This is a genomic window from Nitrospira lenta, from assembly GCF_900403705.1.
Lineage (GTDB): Bacteria > Nitrospirota > Nitrospiria > Nitrospirales > Nitrospiraceae > Nitrospira_D > Nitrospira_D lenta.
In genome coordinates, this window is the sequence record NZ_OUNR01000012.1 from 101,842 (window position 1) to 117,482 (window position 15,641).

At 57.5% G+C, this 15,641-nt stretch carries 16 protein-coding genes and 1 tRNA gene; 8 read left to right on the forward strand and 9 right to left on the reverse strand.

Annotated elements, in window-relative coordinates; genetic code table 11:
• Positions 1-29 precede the first annotated feature (29 nt).
• From NITLEN_RS06815 to NITLEN_RS06845, 7 genes are all read left to right on the forward strand, one after another.
• On the forward strand, positions 30-1,589 hold the full coding sequence (locus NITLEN_RS06815; RefSeq protein ID WP_121988854.1) for a complex I subunit 4 family protein: 1,560 nt from the start codon (positions 30-32) through the stop codon (positions 1,587-1,589).
• 5 nt (positions 1,590-1,594) lie between these two features.
• A complete protein-coding gene (locus NITLEN_RS06820; protein WP_121988855.1) occupies positions 1,595-3,271 on the forward strand; it encodes a complex I subunit 4 family protein in 1,677 nt (558 codons plus the stop codon).
• Between the two features lie 16 nt (positions 3,272-3,287).
• Entirely contained in the window at positions 3,288-4,787 is a 1,500-nt protein-coding gene (locus NITLEN_RS06825) for an NADH-quinone oxidoreductase subunit N (protein ID WP_121988856.1), read from the forward strand.
• A gap of 108 nt (positions 4,788-4,895) precedes the next feature.
• Positions 4,896-6,392, forward strand: coding sequence for a sensor histidine kinase (locus tag NITLEN_RS06830; protein ID WP_121988857.1), 1,497 nt, complete (start codon positions 4,896-4,898; stop codon positions 6,390-6,392).
• On the forward strand, positions 6,389-6,844 hold the full coding sequence (locus tag NITLEN_RS06835; protein WP_121988858.1) for a response regulator: 456 nt from the start codon (positions 6,389-6,391) through the stop codon (positions 6,842-6,844). The genes NITLEN_RS06830 and NITLEN_RS06835 overlap by 4 nt, the downstream gene beginning before the upstream one ends.
• A 21-nt stretch (positions 6,845-6,865) precedes the next feature.
• On the forward strand, positions 6,866-8,482 hold the full coding sequence (locus tag NITLEN_RS06840; RefSeq protein WP_121988859.1) for a response regulator: 1,617 nt from the start codon (positions 6,866-6,868) through the stop codon (positions 8,480-8,482).
• A 43-nt stretch (positions 8,483-8,525) separates the two neighbouring features.
• Complete coding sequence (locus NITLEN_RS06845) at positions 8,526-9,425, forward strand: hypothetical protein (RefSeq protein WP_121988860.1); 900 nt, start codon at positions 8,526-8,528, stop codon at positions 9,423-9,425.
• Here NITLEN_RS06845 and NITLEN_RS06850 read toward each other — a convergent pair.
• On the reverse strand, positions 9,422-9,847 hold the full coding sequence (locus NITLEN_RS06850; protein WP_121988861.1) for a rhodanese-like domain-containing protein: 426 nt from the start codon (positions 9,845-9,847) through the stop codon (positions 9,422-9,424). The two genes, NITLEN_RS06845 and NITLEN_RS06850, sit on opposite strands and share 4 nt — an antisense overlap.
• A 41-nt stretch (positions 9,848-9,888) precedes the next feature.
• Here NITLEN_RS06850 and NITLEN_RS06855 point away from each other — a divergent pair, with 41 nt between their 5' ends.
• Positions 9,889-10,227 carry a hypothetical protein gene (locus NITLEN_RS06855; RefSeq protein ID WP_121988862.1) on the forward strand — a complete coding sequence of 113 codons (339 nt, stop codon included), beginning with the start codon at positions 9,889-9,891 and terminating at the stop codon, positions 10,225-10,227.
• A gap of 7 nt (positions 10,228-10,234) precedes the next feature.
• Here NITLEN_RS06855 and pyrE read toward each other — a convergent pair whose 3' ends face one another.
• The 8 genes from pyrE to NITLEN_RS06895 form a co-directional block, all read right to left on the reverse strand.
• On the reverse strand, positions 10,235-10,813 hold the full coding sequence (gene pyrE, locus NITLEN_RS06860) for an orotate phosphoribosyltransferase (RefSeq protein ID WP_181416695.1): 579 nt from the start codon (positions 10,811-10,813) through the stop codon (positions 10,235-10,237).
• Positions 10,814-10,963: 150 nt separating this feature from the next.
• The gene (locus tag NITLEN_RS06865) at positions 10,964-11,473 is read right to left on the reverse strand and encodes a sirohydrochlorin chelatase (protein WP_121988864.1); all 510 of its coding nucleotides are present in this window, start codon (positions 11,471-11,473) and stop codon (positions 10,964-10,966) included.
• A 28-nt stretch (positions 11,474-11,501) separates the two neighbouring features.
• Positions 11,502-12,455 carry a YbgA family protein gene (locus tag NITLEN_RS06870; protein ID WP_121988865.1) on the reverse strand — a complete coding sequence of 318 codons (954 nt, stop codon included), beginning with the start codon at positions 12,453-12,455 and terminating at the stop codon, positions 11,502-11,504.
• Positions 12,452-13,897, reverse strand: a complete 1,446-nt coding sequence (locus tag NITLEN_RS06875; protein ID WP_121988866.1) for a cryptochrome/photolyase family protein — start codon at positions 13,895-13,897, stop codon at positions 12,452-12,454. Before NITLEN_RS06875 ends, NITLEN_RS06870 begins: the two co-directional genes overlap by 4 nt.
• A complete protein-coding gene (locus tag NITLEN_RS06880) occupies positions 13,897-14,322 on the reverse strand; it encodes a hypothetical protein (protein WP_121988867.1) in 426 nt (141 codons plus the stop codon). Before NITLEN_RS06880 ends, NITLEN_RS06875 begins: the two co-directional genes overlap by 1 nt.
• Before the next feature lie 9 nt (positions 14,323-14,331).
• Positions 14,332-14,865, reverse strand: a complete 534-nt coding sequence (locus tag NITLEN_RS06885) for a hypothetical protein (protein WP_121988868.1) — start codon at positions 14,863-14,865, stop codon at positions 14,332-14,334.
• A gap of 9 nt (positions 14,866-14,874) precedes the next feature.
• Positions 14,875-15,327 (reverse strand): PDZ domain-containing protein, encoded by a 453-nt coding sequence (locus NITLEN_RS06890; protein ID WP_121988869.1) that lies wholly within the window; start codon positions 15,325-15,327, stop codon positions 14,875-14,877.
• 199 nt (positions 15,328-15,526) lie between these two features.
• Positions 15,527-15,612 (reverse strand) — tRNA-Leu (locus NITLEN_RS06895).
• Positions 15,613-15,641: the final 29 nt, after the last annotated feature.

Sequence of the window (15,641 nt, forward strand, 5' to 3'; positions counted from 1 at the left end):
CGAGGGAACGTCGGAGTCGCGCAACGATTATGTTAGAAGAACTCGCAGCTGGTTTTCCCATCTTGTCCTGTCTCCTCTTCCTCCCTTTTGTCGGAGCCGCCGTGCTCTGGCTCGTCGATGATGAGGATATGGTTCGGACTTCCGCCCTGACGATCAGTCTGGTCGAACTCGCCTTGGCGATCTTCGTCCTCCTTCGCTTCGTCCCTGATTCCGCCGCGATGCAATTCGCCGAACATGTCCGTTGGATTCCCGCCTTGGGCATCAGCTACCACCTGGCAGTCGATGGCATCAGCGTGCTCTTTGTCGGGCTGACGGCTTTCCTGACCGTTCTGGTGATCGTGTATTCCTGGGACACCATTCGTCACCAGGTGAAACTGTACATGATGTGCCTCCTGGCCCTCGAAACGACGACCATGGGCGTCTTCGTCTCACTGGACCTCATTCTCTTCTTCGTCTTCTGGGAATTGATGCTCATCCCCAGTTATTTCCTGATCAAGCTCTGGGGTGGCGGGGCAGAACGGCATCACGCCGCGTTGAAGTATGTGCTTTATACACTCTTAGGTAGCGTCTTTATGCTCGTGGGCATTGCGCTGCTGGATTTGAACTTTCATCATTGGGCAGTCCTTCGTCATACCGATCAGCTCTACTCCTTTGACCTCCTTGATCTGTTGACGGTCCCTATTCCAGTCGATCAGCAAATTCTCATTTTCTGGCTCATGTTCATGGGCTTTGCCTTCAAAGCCCCGGTGTTTCCATTCCACACGTGGCTGCCTGACGCCTTGCTCGAAGGACCGATCGGCATGGCCGTGGTCCTTGCCGGACTCAAGCTTGGAACCTTCGGTTTTATTCGCTTCAGCATTCCCTTGCTGCCGGAAGCATCTAAGAGCCACACCGTAGTGACCGTGATCATGTGCCTGGGCATTGCCGCGATTACGTATGGCGCCGTCATGGCCCTGATCCAGCCAGATTTCCGCAGACTTCTGGCCTTCAGCAGTATCAGTCACTTGGGCTTTGTGATGATGGGGCTCTTTGCGCTGAACTATCAGGGACTCCAGGGTAGCCTCCTGACGATGATTAATCTTGGATTCAGTACGGCAGGTCTCTTCTTTATCGCCGGGTTCCTCTATTCGAGACAGCAAACTACCCAGCTGTCGGCATTCGGCGGGTTAGCGCAACAGGTCCCGCTCCTCGCTTCGTTCTTCTTACTGATCGGACTGGCCTCCATCGGCCTACCCGGCACCAATGGTTTTGTCGGAGAGTTTTTGATTCTCCTCGGTACGTTTAAAGCCAATTGGGTGTTCGGCGCCCTCGCCGTCACCGGAGTCGTGTTCGGCGCCGCCTATTTTCTGTGGTACTACGAACGCGCGATCCTGGGCCCTCTCGGAAAAGCCGTGAAGAATACGATGGTCGATTTACAGTTACGGGAAATGGTCATTGCCGTGTCGCTGGCCGTCATGATTCTCTGGATCGGGCTCTATCCATCGCCGTTCCTCCACATCATAAACGGTTCGATCCAAGCCCTGGTAGACCGCCTCGATCATGGAACCGTCGCCGTCTTGACTGAACCCGTTCAACGATTGGATCGCTAAGACCCATGGGTGATTACGCCTTACTCTACATTCTCTTCGCGCCGTTCTTCGGCGCCTTCGCGTTGATCTTCATCTCCAACCGCCAGGCGCTGCTCGTGCGCGGGATTGCCGCCGGATCAGCCTTTATTTCACTCATTGCGTCTCTGTACCTCTTCTATGCGTACGATCCGGTCAGAGGTGGATTCCAATTCATCCAACGATTTGATTGGTCACATCAACTGGGCATCTCGCTGTACCTTGGCGTCGACGGCATCGGCACACCCCTGGTCCTGGCCTCGTCGATCTTGTTGTTCGCGGGTATCTTCGTCTCCTGGCACATCAAAGATCGCGCCAAAGAGTTTTACATCTGGATTCTGATCCTCGCGGCAGCCACCATCGGCGTCTTTATGTCGCTGGACCTCTTCTTTCTCTTCTTCTTCTACGAAATGTCGGTCATTCCGATGTACCTCCTGCTCGGGATGTGGGGCAGCCATACCAAGAAGTATTTGGAAATGACCGATCCGGAAGGCGTCAAACAACGCGACTCCGTCGGCTTCATCTTCAATTTCGGCTCGAACAGCAAAGAGTATGCGGCCATGAAGCTGGTGCTGTTCCTCTCCGCTTTTGCCGTCGCCGCCCTCATGGGCATTCTCCTGATCTACAAATATTCAGGCTTGAACACGTTTGACATTCTCGTGCTTCGCGAACATGCCAATCTCATGAACATTCCCGTGCTGGGCACGACACTGGACAAAATCATCTGGGTCCTCATTTTCTTCGGATTCGCTTCTATCGCGCCCCTTTGGCCGCTGCATTCCTGGTCGCCCGTGGGACACGCCGCCGCGCCCGCTGCCACCAGCATGTTGCACGCCGGCGTCCTCATGAAGCTCGGACATTTCTCAATTATCCGCGTGGCCTTCGAGATTCTCCCGGAAACAACGCGGGAGCTCATGCCCATGGCAGCCGTGCTCTGCATGTTCAGTATCGTCTACGGCGGGTTCGTCGCGTACTACGCGAAAGACACCAAGTATGTCATCGGCTATTCCAGCTCCAGCCACATGGGTTATGTGTTTCTTGGCATGGCCGCCCTGGATTACATCAGCCTCAGCGGCGCGGTGATCTACATGTTCGCCCACGCGATGGCCACGGGCATGCTCTTCTCCATGGCCGGTTGGGTCTACGATCAAACTCACACGCGCGATATTCCCTCACTCGGGGGGCTGTCCAATAAGATGCCCTTTATCTCCGCCTGCTTCGTGGTGGGATGCATGGCCTCCATCGGCATGCCAGGCACGATCAATTTCATCGCGGAAGTGATGATCATCGTGGGCAGCTGGAACAAGTATCCGCTACAGGTCATTGTCGCCGTGCTCGGAATCGTGTTGACGATGGCCTATCTCTTTAAGATGATGCGAAGCCTGTTCTATGGCCCGATGGACCAGAAATACAGTCACTCGCATGATGCGGTGGCGTTCGTGGACCGTCTCCCGCTTTTAATCATGATTTCCGTCAGTGTGGGATTCGGACTCTTCCCCATGCACCTGTACAACGTGGTTCGCTCAGGGGTCGATCCGCTCATTGCCAGAATTACTCACGTCGTGCCCGTGGCCGAACTGCAGGCTCCGGAGACATCGGCAACCTCACTGCCTGAACAGTTGGCGGCCCGTGGCGCACAGCTACCTGACTCGCGCGTGGCTCAATAGGGTACCAGTCGACACTATGAACTTTGAACTCAATATGACGATAGCCGATCTCCTCCTGCTGTTGCCGGAGATCTTCCTGATCCTGTGGCTTTGCCTGGTCTTGATTGTCGACTTTTCCTTTCCCCGGCTCCCGAAGGAACAAATCGGCTACTTGAGCGTCGTGGGGCTCGTCGTCACCCTGGGCTGCCTCGCCTGGTTCGACTTGACGCATATCTCCGGGGCCCTCTTCGGCAACATGTTTGTGCTCGATCGCATGGCCATCTTCTTTAAGATGTTTATCCTTGGCGCGAGCATTCTCGTCATCCTTGCCTCCATTGAATACGTCAACCGCTTTGCCTTTTTTCGTGGGGAGTACTATTTCCTCATCGTCATGTCCGCCCTCGGCATGATGTTTATGGCCTCCGCCAACGATTTACTGTCTCTCTTCGTCACGCTGGAGTTTTCCACCTTCGGATTCTATGTGCTCGTGGCCTACCTGCGCGAAGACCTCGCCTCGAATGAAGCTGGTCTCAAGTTCTTTATTCTTGGTGTTTTTGCCGCCGGTCTCCTGGCCTACGGAATCAGCCTGGTCTACGGGGAAACCGGCAAGTTGGTCTTTTCAGATATGGCCTCGGCACCGGCCACGCCAGGCTTGATCGTCGGCTTCCTGTTGATCTTCGCGGCTCTCGGTTTCAAAATCGGGGCCGTTCCATTCCATACCTGGGTTCCCGACACCTATCATGGCGCGCCCACGCCCGTAACAGCATTCCTCTCCATCGCGCCGAAGGGCGCCGCCATCGCCATCCTGCTCCGGTTGTTCTTCGTGGCCCTGTTCACCTTTAAGCCGATGTGGGTGCTCTTGCTCGCGGCCGTCTCCGTCCTGTCGATGACCTATGCGAACATCGTGGCTATAGCCCAAACGAATATTAAGCGCCTCCTGGCCTATTCAGGCATTGCCCAAATCGGAAACGTCCTCATCGGGATGGCAGCGGGCACCAAGATGGGCAACGATGCGATCCTGTTTTATCTGCTGACCTATTTGTTTGCGAACATCGGCGCCTTCGCGGTCGTGATCGCCATGAGTCAGGCCATCGGCAGTGAAGAAATCAACGATTACAGCGGCCTCAATCGCCGATCGCCGTTTTTGGCCTTCTCCATGCTGCTCTTTCTCCTGTCACTGGCCGGCGTGCCACCCTTAGCCGGGTTTATCGGCAAGATCTATATCTTTGTAGCCGCCATCAAAGAAGGGCTCTATACCCTCATTACCGTCGGGCTCGTGAATATCGTCATTTCCATGTACTACTACCTGATTGTCGTAAAGAAGATGTACATCGCCGAGCCGATTGACCCGTCACCCATTCGGATTTCTGGTCCGATGAAGGCCGTGGTGTATGTCGGCCTTGCCGGAACGCTGTTGATCGGAATCTATCCTCAACCCTTCATCGACTGGGTGGTCTCTGCCACGATGATGTTCTCCCATCTCCCACCGACACCAGCCGCGACCGCGCTCCCTCCGATTCCCCCTCTCGGGGGCTAACCGTCGGGCATCCCTTACAGATCTGCTAAAATAGATCTTGCGGCCTGTGAACGGCCGAGAGTAGAGTGCCCGGAGTTTTCCCTACACCTTTCAACGCGGTTTCTTTTCATGGACACAGTGCCGAGCGATCGACCGCCGCTGCCTCCGATCGCCGGAGATCCCCCCCAGGACACAGGCCCAACCCAGGCCCCCAACCAGCCACATCCGGCCAAGCAGACCTTGGTCATGCGGTTTCGCGAACTCACCATTGAACGACGAATTCTGGCAGGATTCAGCCTCGTCTTTATCGGCATTCTTATTATCGGGGCCGTGTCCTATCGCAATACGACCGTCCTGGTCGAGAACAGCCGGTTGGACACGAACAGCCACGATCTCCTCCAACTGTTGAATAACGTCGATGTGGCGATGGATGAGGCAGAAAACAATCATCGCCGTTATCTTGTCACCGGAGAAGTCATCTACCTAAAGAGCTTTCGCACGCTCACGGAGCAGAAACCGGCCTATGTGAAGTATCTGAAAGAGCTTACCGCCGGGCTCCCACTGCAAGAGGGACGAGTTGAAACACTGCAGAAACTGATCGAGCAGCAAATCAATGCGGAAACGGGAGCGATCGCCAAACGGGATAAGGGAGGCTTCGAAGCCGTCCGTCGCATCGCACTAGAAGGCGCCGCGAAACGCGAGCTCACAGCCATTCACCGCATTATCGGGGAAATGGAAGTCGACGAACGTCAGAGTGTACGCCGCCGTCTCAGTGAATCGACACTCAGCACCACCAATACGATTGTGCTGCTCGCCTTAGGGGCGCTCCTTCAACTGGTGCTCCTCGCCTCTGTGTATTACCTCATCCGGCACGACATTACTGCGCGCCGAAAGGTGGCCGCGGAACTCCAGCTGCGTGGTGAACTCCTTGAAGCGGCCAATAAAGAGCTTGAGGCCTTCAGTTACTCGGTCTCGCACGACCTCCGTGCGCCGCTTCGCCACATCGATGGCTATGCCTCGCTGCTCCGTAAATCGGTCGGCGACACCTTGAATGAGAAGGCTGCGCGCTACCTCCAAACCATTTCCGACTCCGCCAAACAAATGGGCCAACTCATTGACGACCTGCTCGTATTTTCCCGCATGGGGCGCCAAGAAATGCTCCACACGACGGTCAATCTCGACCAGCTGATCAAAACCATCCTTTACGATTTACGTCTTGACTTGCAAGGACGAGAAATATCCTGGACAATCGACACACTGCCGGAGGTACCGGGCGATCCCGCCATGCTTCGTCAGGTATTTGTGAATCTGATTTCTAATGCGATCAAGTTTACCAACACCCGACCTCTCGCGAAGATCGCCATCGGCCTTGAGCGGAAGAGCGCAGGGGAAATCACCGTCTTTGTCCGGGACAATGGAGTAGGGTTCGATATGCAATATCTCGGCAAACTCTTCGGCGTCTTCCAGCGGCTGCACCGGGCAGACGAATTTGAAGGAACCGGCATCGGCCTCGCCAATGTGCGTCGCATCGTCCATCGCCACGGAGGGCGGGTGTGGGCTGAAGGCATCCCCGATCAAGGCGCGACGTTCTTTGTCACCCTCCCAACTAGGAGACCTCGAACATGACGGCTGCAAAACCCATCTTATTGGCCGAAGATAACCCCCGGGATGCGGAACTCGCACTCGCGGCCATGGAAGAAGAGCATATCTCCGATAAGGTCGTCCTCTGTCACGACGGCGCCGAGGTCTTGGACTATCTCTATTGCCGCGGACAATTCAAGTCGCGCCTCAAAGGCAATCCGGCCGTGGTCTTTCTTGACCTCAAAATGCCCAAGGTCAACGGACTCGAAGTCCTCCGCACGATCAAGTCGGACCTCAGCCTGCGTCCGATTCCCGTCGTCATGTTGACCTCCTCGAGGGAAGAAAAAGACCTCGCAGAAAGCTACGCCTTGGGCGCCAATGCCTATGTCGTAAAGCCCGTCGAATTTCACCAGTTTCTCACGGCCGTGAGAGAACTGGGCACATTCTGGGGCGTGATCAATGAGCCACCCCCCGAAGGGTCAGCATCCACGAACTAATATGACGCACCCCGAGGTTCTGTGACGACCCCGCTGAGACTCCTCCAACTTGAGGACAACCCCGCCGACGCCGAATTGATCCTGGCGACCCTCAACGAGGGCGGCATTCCGTGTGAGACCATCCGGGTTGATCGGCGGGACACGTTTGTCGACACGTTGAAAGCAGGAAAGATCGACCTGATCCTGGCGGATTACTCACTGCCCGGATTCGATGGGATCACCGCCCTTGCTCTCGCGCAACAACTCAGGCCCGATATCCCATTCATCTTCGTCTCCGGAACCCTCGGCGAGGAATTGGCCATCGACGCCATGCATCGAGGCGCCACCGACTACATTTTAAAGCAGCGCCTCGGACGGCTCGTGCCGTCACTCCAACGTGCCATCAGGGAATTGCAGGAACGGCAGGAGCGCGCCCGCGTTGAAGAAGCTCTGCGACAAAGCGAGAAGCAACTCCGGCAAGCACAAAAGATGGAAGCCGTCGGCCGCCTGGCCGGAGGGCTCGCGCACGATTTTAACAATCTCCTCACCGTCATCATGGGCCATGCCCAGGTCCTGCTCAACGACATGACGACGGAACACCCCTTCCGAAACAAGATCGAAGAAATGCAAAAGGCGGGCGACCGGGCCGCGACGCTGATCCGCCAACTCCTCACATTCAGCCGCAAACAACCATCGACTCCCAAAGTACTGAGCGTGAATCCGCTGATCACCAATTTTGAAACAATGATGCGCCGGCTGATCGGTGAAGATCTTGAACTCACCCTCGCCCTGGCGCCTCAGGATCTCCGCATCAGCGCCGATCCAGCCCAGATTGAGCAAGTCCTCATGAACCTCGTTGTGAATGCGCGGGATGCCATGCCCAAGGGAGGCAGGCTGAGAATCGAAACTTCGCAGGTCGAGTTGACACGGACGCCGATGTATCATGCCCAGCTTCCTGCGCTCGGAACATTCGTCAAACTCAGCGTGTCAGATACCGGAGTCGGGATGCTGCCCGATACCCTCACCCATATCTTCGAACCGTTTTTCACCACCAAAGAGGAAGGGAAAGGCACCGGCCTGGGGCTGTCGACCGTGTTTGGTATTGTCACCCAGAGTGGCGGGGGCCTCGATGTGACCAGCCTGATCGGGCAAGGCAGTCGCTTCGACGTGTATTTCCCCGCGGTCCGATCACATCCCGATCCAACTGCGCCCGACCAAGCCCCTCGTTCATCAAACCGGGGACGTGAAACTATCCTCCTCGTCGAAGACGACGCCTCCGTCCGCGACCTCGTCCGGGACGAACTCAAAAAGCTCGGCTATCGCGTATTGGAATCCAAAAACGGACTGGAAGCCTGCCTGGCCGCCACACAGCAGGTCGGCAATTATCAGCTGCTCCTCACCGATGTGGTCATGCCCGGCATGAGCGGGACAGAACTGGCCCAACATCTGCGCATCCTCAAGCCAGACCTCAGAATTCTCTTCATATCGGGTTATGCCGATGACGTCGGCATCGGGGCGACCGATCAGCTGAGCGACTACCTCCAGAAACCGTTTACGCCAGAAGCCCTGAGCCAACGGATTCGCCAGCTCCTCGATCTGACGCCGCTCCCACAGAACGGTTCGCCGCGGAAGGAAGCCTCCACTTCTCACGCATCGTAATCGCACAGAACGCCGCAGCGCGGCGCCACCACGGATGGGCCTCATGGACCTTCAGACGACGCAACCGCCGCACCCTTCCTGTCGCATGCTGCGCCTGTTCTTCGTCTCGCTTCTGCTCTGGGCACCGACACCGGCACTTGCGCAAGAACCACAGTGGGAACGCCTGGCCCCTGGTCTGACCGCCTCGGTCTGGCAGCCGGACGAGCGATGTCCCGACATCGACCGCTTCCTAGTCATCAAGGTCAATCCGGCTCTCTATCGTTTTTCGGTGCACTACTTTGCGCAGGAAGGCCTGCTGCATCCCCCCACTATCGAAGAATGGCAGAAACGAAGCGGTCACGAGATTGTGTTCAACGCCGGACTGTTCAGAGAGAACTTCGCGTACCTCGGCCTGCTCTTTAAAGACGGGAAGTCGCTCGGCAGTCGACGCCACAGCATTTGGCAAGGACTGTTCGTCGCAGAACCCCAACCTCCGCGCTCAGCCCCCAAAGCGGGGATACTGGATCTGGCCGGCGATGTCTTTCATGAAGACCCTCCCGACTTTCTGGAAGCCGCTCAGTCGTTGATGCTGCTTGATCGGAAGGGAGCCATTCGCGTGCGGCAGACAGGCAAGCGGGCCTACCAAACCGTCGTGACCGAAGATAAAGACGGGCACATTCTGATTCTGAAAAGTTTGGGGCTCGTCAGCTTACACGGGATCGGCCAATGCCTGCGGGATACATTCCCGTCGATTACACTCGCCATGGCCATGGACGGCGGATCTTCGTCCGACCTCTTCGTCGCTGAATCACTGTGGAAAAGCGGAGAGGCCTCAGACTTTCCCGTGAATTGGAAAGACCTGTTCGCCGGCCGATCGACTGCACATATTCCGCTGCCCACGATCATCGGCCTCAGTCCGCGAGAGCGCGCTCCCGGCGCCGCGAAGCCCGCACCAAAGCCCTAACGTCCCGGCTGCACGACCTGATATCCCGCCTCCATCCAGGCATTCATGCTTCCCGACACATTGTAGACATGCCGATAGCCCAGATCGGCCAGCGTTTCTGCCGCAATGTTACTGCGATGACCGGACTGGCAATACACGACAATGTGCTCATCTAACTGAGCACCGAGCTCTTGATGTCTGGCTTTCATCTCACGGAAATCAATATTCAAGTCGGTACCGGGAATCATCCCGGCTCGGTGCTCCTCCGGACTCCTCACATCCACCAACACAAATCCCTTCTTGTCTGGGGTTGAAGCTTTGGTCAGTCCCGCTTGCAGCTGCTGGACGGTCAGCAGGTAAGAATGGTATGACCACACCTGACCGGTCACCGCGAGACTACTCAGCAGAAGCGCGCCCATGAGTATCCATTTCCATCGTTGCATAACACCTCCTCAGGATTCGCGTCACGACTCGTGAGCCGAACATGCTACTGCCTGATCATAAAAAGAAGTCAAAAGACGGGTCAAGGGTGTTGCTGTCTCTGCTGCTCCTTGCCCTGGCGGGCTGTGCCGATGGCGCCACCTTGCTTCAAGAATCCGACCGCGGCGGGGTCGTCGTCTATCCGTTCAAAGGCGAGCAGGGAGCGCTCCTGGCCTCGTTCAGAAAAGATGCGCTGGCCATCATGAAAGAGAAATGCGGCGGGGCCTACTCGATCATCCGGGAAGGAGAAACCAAAGGCCGAGTCCGGGTAGCAGGCCCCGTCGAAGGGGCGCAAGAGATCGTCCAAGAACGCCGCTGGGGCATTCACTTTCAGTGCAAGTAGGAAGGCGTCAGCCTTTACGCTGAGCTCCGTGGGCCCTGGTCAGATCGTCGATCGTCAGAAGACTGACCACCGTGAGTCCTTCGACTTCAACTTTCTTACATCCGTCCTGCTCCTGCCGGTCAACAATCACCAGAGCATGAGTGACGGTCAACCCAGCCCCTCGTGCCGCCGCAACCGCCTTTAAGAGCGACCCACCGCTGGTCAACACATCATCCACAATGAGCGCTCGCTCGCCAGGCTTGTAGGCCCCTTCGATCAGCTTCCCCAACCCGTGGTCCTTGGCCTGTTTGCGAACCACGAAGGTCCGCCAATCGCGAGCCGGTTGAGCCGTAAAGGCATAGTCGGAAATGGTCGTGGCAATGGAGATCGCCCCGATCTCCAACCCGCCCAGACAATCCAGCGAAATGTCTCTGAGCGCGTCATAGGCCAGTTGTCCAACCAGACGGCGTGCGTCCGGGTGCGCCATGAGCGCACGACAATCGACATAGAAAGGACTCATAAGCCCCGACGCCAGCTTGAACCCGCTCTGGGGATCCCACTTAAAGGAGTGCGTCTCGTGAAACGCTTTGGCTAGTTGCTCCCGCACGGAACCTCCATTGGCCGAGGTGAATGAAGAGTGCCGGGGCATTCTACACGGTTGCGCGACGGAAGGCAGCACCCGGCCTGACGAAACGGAACCGCACTGCGCTCAGCCCCATCACCTTCACAACAACCAGTGAGCGCCGTCCCGCGTCGCTCATGAAAAGCGTTTCACCTGCTCCGCCAAGGTATTCGCGACCAGCTGAAGATCGAACGGCCAAGCGTAACGCAGTTCGACTCCTGGATACTGGGGCCGCAAATGATCGAGGATTTCAGGAATCTCCACTTCTGAATGGGAGCCACCCGGCGTAAACATTGTGGTGGCGACGGTAATGTGAGTCGCGCCCTGCTTAACAAGTTCCGCTACCGACACTTCCAATGTCGGTGCACAGAACTCGTTGTAGGCCACAGCAAATAAGACATCCCCTAAATTGGCGCGTAACTGCGCCGCCACCGCTTCAAGTCCCGCTTGATAGGGATCCGTCTCCGGCGTTCTCGGCCACTGGCGGATCTTGGCATCCAGCTCCAATTCTTCCGTCGACGGCGGTTGCTTGGCCGTGCGCCGCTGACCTTCCAACCGCTTGAGCTTCGTCACCAATTCCTGCGGACAGCCCTTGGGAATGCCGCCGTGGCCAACGAGAATGACACCCCTCACCGAATTCGACATACGCGATTCCTTTCTGGTTCACCTCTGCCTACACATGATTGCGCAACAGGAGTTCCTTCGGATGCGGATTGAGATAGACCTGCTCACGGATATAGCCGACGTCGAAGAGGCCCACATAATGTTTGATCAGCGTGATCGGCACGATCAATGGCGTCAGACCCTGATGGTAATCACTGATCACGCCCAACAACTCTGCTTTTTGCGAAACCCCCAACGTTGTCTTGAAGTAGCCCAGAATGTGTTGCAGCACATTGACATGCTTGCGGACCGTCGCCTTCACAGCTAGCGCCTCCATAAACAGTTCCCCATACTTGAAGGCCAGCTCCTTGGGTCGATAGTGCTCCGCTTGGCCGACCAGGCGACCGAGAGCGTGATAGTGCTGTGTACTATGGGCCAGCAACAGATACTTGTGGATCGTGTGAAATCGAACCAACGCCTGCCTCGTGACTCCGTTGTGGAGCAGATCCTGATAGCGGCGATAGCAAAAGACTCGTTCGATAAAATTCTCTCTCAACGACGCATCACCGAGCCGCCCTTCCTCCTCGACCGGAATCAGCGGAAAGTGCTCGGTAAAGGCCCGCGCAAATATCCCGAGGCCATGGTGGCTCGGCCTCGCCTGGTCCGTATAGACGCGAACCCGCTCGACCCCGCAGCTTGGCGAACCGCTCTTAAAGACGTACCCGGATAAATCCAGATTCCCTAGTTCCGCTAGGCGGCCCGTAGTCATTTTTTCCAACACCCGCGTATGGTCTCGCCCGCTCTTGATGGTCAGAAGGCGGGGATGCGCCGGATCGCCCACCAACCGCATCGCCTCGCGAGGCGTCCCCAGTCCTGCTTCAACCTCCGGACAGACCGGAACCCATTCCACGTAAGGACCGAGCACATCGGTCAGAAAGTTATCGCGCTTATGCCCTCCGTCGAACCGGACTTCGTCTCCGAGCAGACAGCGGCTGATCCCGAGGCGAAGCGGCGCCGTCGTCATCTCATCACCTGTTGCTTGCCGAGATCCAAATATTCTCGGCGGGCCTGCGCATGATCCACCAGCGGCGCGGGATAGTCGACACCGATCCGGCATCCGGCCCGGTCCTGTTCATCGGGCGTCATCAGGTGCGGCTCATGAATCCATTTGCCCGTCACCTTCGCCAGTTCCGGTACATACGCACGGATGTAGAGGCCCTCCCGATCGAACTTCTTGCTTTGCAGTGCCGGATTGAAAATGCGATACCCGGGCATCGCATCCGTGCCGGTCCCGGCGCACCATTGCCAATTGCCGTTGTTGGCGCCCACATCGGCATCCAGCAACTGCTGCATAAAATACCGCTCGCCGCTCTGCCAGTCGATCCGCAGATCTTTGATCAGGAACGAGGCCACAATCATCCGCACTCGATTATGCATCCATCCCGTCTGATGCAGCTGCCGCATGCCCGCATCCACGATCGGAAACCCGGTTCGTCCCTGACACCAGGCCTGAAACAACCGGTCCCGTTCAAGCCCCGGTTCGCGGACAGGGGGAACCGCCACGGCGCGGAACGGACCCGCCACCACCCAGGGAAAAGCTGCGAGCACCTGCTGAAAGAATTCTCTCCAGACCAGTTCATCAATCCAGATGAGCACGTCCGCCCTCGACACCCGCCCGCCTTGCGCGAGAGCGGCCAGAGCTTCATGAACAGCGGTGCGGACCGACAGTGTGCCGAAACGGAAATGCGGAGAGAGACGCGAACTCCCATCTACACCGGGACGGTTTCTCCCATCACCATACGTGTGGATAGCGTTGCCGAGAAACTCCTGTAGCCGCCTCTGCGCCTCTCGCTCGCCCGGATCAATCCATGGGACAACCCGGTCATACCCCAGCTCTACCGGAGAAGGAAAAGGACGCGGGGCGGATCGCGATGGAACCACGGTCGATGCCTTGGGCTTGGGGCTCGCCAGCGGTGACGGTTTCGCAGCCTGCCACTTGGCCCACCAGCGCGCACGATAGGCACTGTACCGCTGCAACGGGTCTCCTGTGGCGCCTCGGATTTCCTCCGTCTCAAAGACCACATGATCGGTGAATGTCTGAGTACGGATGCCCTGCTCAGCAAGCGCGAGTTGCACCCGGCGGTCACGTTCAATCGCAGCAGGCTCATAGTCGCGATTCCAATAGACGACCTCGGCCTTCGATTCCCGCGCGGCCTGCACCACTGCTTCTACAGGTTCACCCCGTCGCCACTGCAACACGAGTCCTCGCCCGGCCAGTGATGTCGAAAGTTCATGGAGACAGCCCAGCATGAAGTTCACACAGGCGGATCCGAACTCACGGGACTGGAGCAGCGGTTCATCAAACACAAAAAGCGGCAGGACCTCATCGCACTCCTGACAGGCCGCCGTCAGCGCCGGTTGATCGTGCAGTCGAAGATCTCGCCTGAACCAGACCAGACCACGCATTACAACAATTCCTGTGAGGCCCGTTTCGATTTACTGTCGGACATCGGCTCATCGACAAAGACCGCCCGCCGCCAGATGAGATACAGGGAAAACAGAAGGGTCGTAGCGATGAACCCCGAACGGACGACATGAAATCCGAAGGCGAGTTGATTCATCGTCTCGCTCACCATGCCGAACCCGGCATAGGCCAGACTCAACCCCCAGGCCCACGGGCGCAGCCAAAGAAACCCATACCCGATCAACAGATACACGGCAGGGGAGTGGAGTTTGATCAGGAACGAAGCCGGTCCCGTCACCGTGGCCCCGAACAGGTTGAGCGCAGCGGCGGGAAACCACGCCATGACGATCAGATCTATCGTGCCGACGATTAGGAAGAGCCCGCCCCATATTTTAATATCTACCCCGACCGGCGGTGCGTGACGCATCTCTCCCTCCTACCGCATCCAGGCGGCCGGCATCCCCTGCCACCAGGTCTTCGGATTCGCGGCCCGCCACTGCGTCTGTTCCACCCAGAGACGATCCGACTCGGCCTTATCCAGCCGATTGGCCATCGCCGCACTGACGTCGGACTGTTGCCGCACACCGGCCTGCATCATTTCCTTGGCCATGCGGGCCAGTCCTCCCGGAGGATCAACCAGGTCTTCGGTGGCGCGATAGGCCAGATTCAGATAGAGATGCTCGACCGCTATCCACCGTTCTTCTTGAGACAGATATTCCACATAGGCATCAATCGCGTGATACACGTACGTGAGGTGGATGTAGTGGGCTGCCGACGGTGCCTCATCGATGGCTCGCTGACAGGCTTCGAGCGCACGGCGATAATCGCCGGCGGCCATGAAGAGATTTGACCTGGCTAAGGCAGGGTGAGTCGTGACGGCATTCACCTGTCCTGATTCAGCGGACGCCGTCCCGTGACCCAAGAAAAGCAGCAACGCAAACAGCGCCATGATCGTCCTGCGACAGCCCATGATCGACTCCTATTTTGATGGACCGCCGTGCGATCCGACCGGGCCCTTCGGCAGTTTGTCACCGGCGACGCGGGTAATCGACAACTCCCGCAGGCCTCCCTCGCTCTTCACGCCCAGCTTGACCGCGGTCCCGACGGTGCCACGAATCATCTTCACGACCTGCTCATAGCTTTTGCCCGCCGTGGCCGTGCCATCCACCGTCACAATCTCGTCTCCATGCGCCAGCCCCGCCTGATGGGCCGGACCTTCCGGATGCACCATCCCGACATAGAGCACCGCCGGATCGCCGATCCGCTCAGCCCCGACCTGCAACGAAACGCCGATAACACCGTTCGGCAATGCCGCTTCGTCGCCATGGGCATACGGAGATGGCGGCGCCGGGCTGTCCGCCGCGCGCACCTCCATGCTGCACAACACCCCCAGCATCACACAACCAGCCAAATAGGCAGCTCTCATGTTCATGTTGTCCCTCCTTCGCCTGACGACGACTCTTTCGGCACAGGATCTTGCCGCTCGCTCCTCGTCAAGATACTAACCGATTTCACGTTCATGTTGATCTTCAGCAATCGCGACGTGACAGGCAAATAGGAAACACCACTCATCCGAGTGAGCGAGTGAGCAGATGAGCAATTCAGCTGATGCGTAATCTGAAGTGAAGATATGGTGCCGAAGGCGGGAGTTGAACCCGCATGACCTTGCGATCGCTGGTACCTGAAACCAGTGTGTCTGCCATTCCACCACTTCGGCAAGAAGGGTCGAGGGGGGGATTATCCTGA

Coding starts and splice junctions, on each gene's coding strand:
- NITLEN_RS06880 (WP_121988867.1), bottom strand. CDS start 14,322: ATGCGTCACGCACCGCCGGTCGGGGTAGATATTAAAATATGGGGCGGG.
- NITLEN_RS06875 (WP_121988866.1), bottom strand. CDS start 13,897: ATGCGTGGTCTGGTCTGGTTCAGGCGAGATCTTCGACTGCACGATCAA.
- NITLEN_RS06850 (WP_121988861.1), bottom strand. CDS start 9,847: ATGCAACGATGGAAATGGATACTCATGGGCGCGCTTCTGCTGAGTAGT.
- NITLEN_RS06815 (WP_121988854.1), top strand. CDS start 30: ATGTTAGAAGAACTCGCAGCTGGTTTTCCCATCTTGTCCTGTCTCCTC.
- NITLEN_RS06870 (WP_121988865.1), bottom strand. CDS start 12,455: ATGACGACGGCGCCGCTTCGCCTCGGGATCAGCCGCTGTCTGCTCGGA.
- NITLEN_RS06820 (WP_121988855.1), top strand. CDS start 1,595: ATGGGTGATTACGCCTTACTCTACATTCTCTTCGCGCCGTTCTTCGGC.
- NITLEN_RS06855 (WP_121988862.1), top strand. CDS start 9,889: ATGCTACTGCCTGATCATAAAAAGAAGTCAAAAGACGGGTCAAGGGTG.
- NITLEN_RS06830 (WP_121988857.1), top strand. CDS start 4,896: ATGGACACAGTGCCGAGCGATCGACCGCCGCTGCCTCCGATCGCCGGA.
- NITLEN_RS06835 (WP_121988858.1), top strand. CDS start 6,389: ATGACGGCTGCAAAACCCATCTTATTGGCCGAAGATAACCCCCGGGAT.
- NITLEN_RS06885 (WP_121988868.1), bottom strand. CDS start 14,865: ATGGGCTGTCGCAGGACGATCATGGCGCTGTTTGCGTTGCTGCTTTTC.
- NITLEN_RS06825 (WP_121988856.1), top strand. CDS start 3,288: ATGAACTTTGAACTCAATATGACGATAGCCGATCTCCTCCTGCTGTTG.
- NITLEN_RS06865 (WP_121988864.1), bottom strand. CDS start 11,473: ATGTCGAATTCGGTGAGGGGTGTCATTCTCGTTGGCCACGGCGGCATT.
- NITLEN_RS06845 (WP_121988860.1), top strand. CDS start 8,526: ATGGACCTTCAGACGACGCAACCGCCGCACCCTTCCTGTCGCATGCTG.
- NITLEN_RS06890 (WP_121988869.1), bottom strand. CDS start 15,327: ATGAACATGAGAGCTGCCTATTTGGCTGGTTGTGTGATGCTGGGGGTG.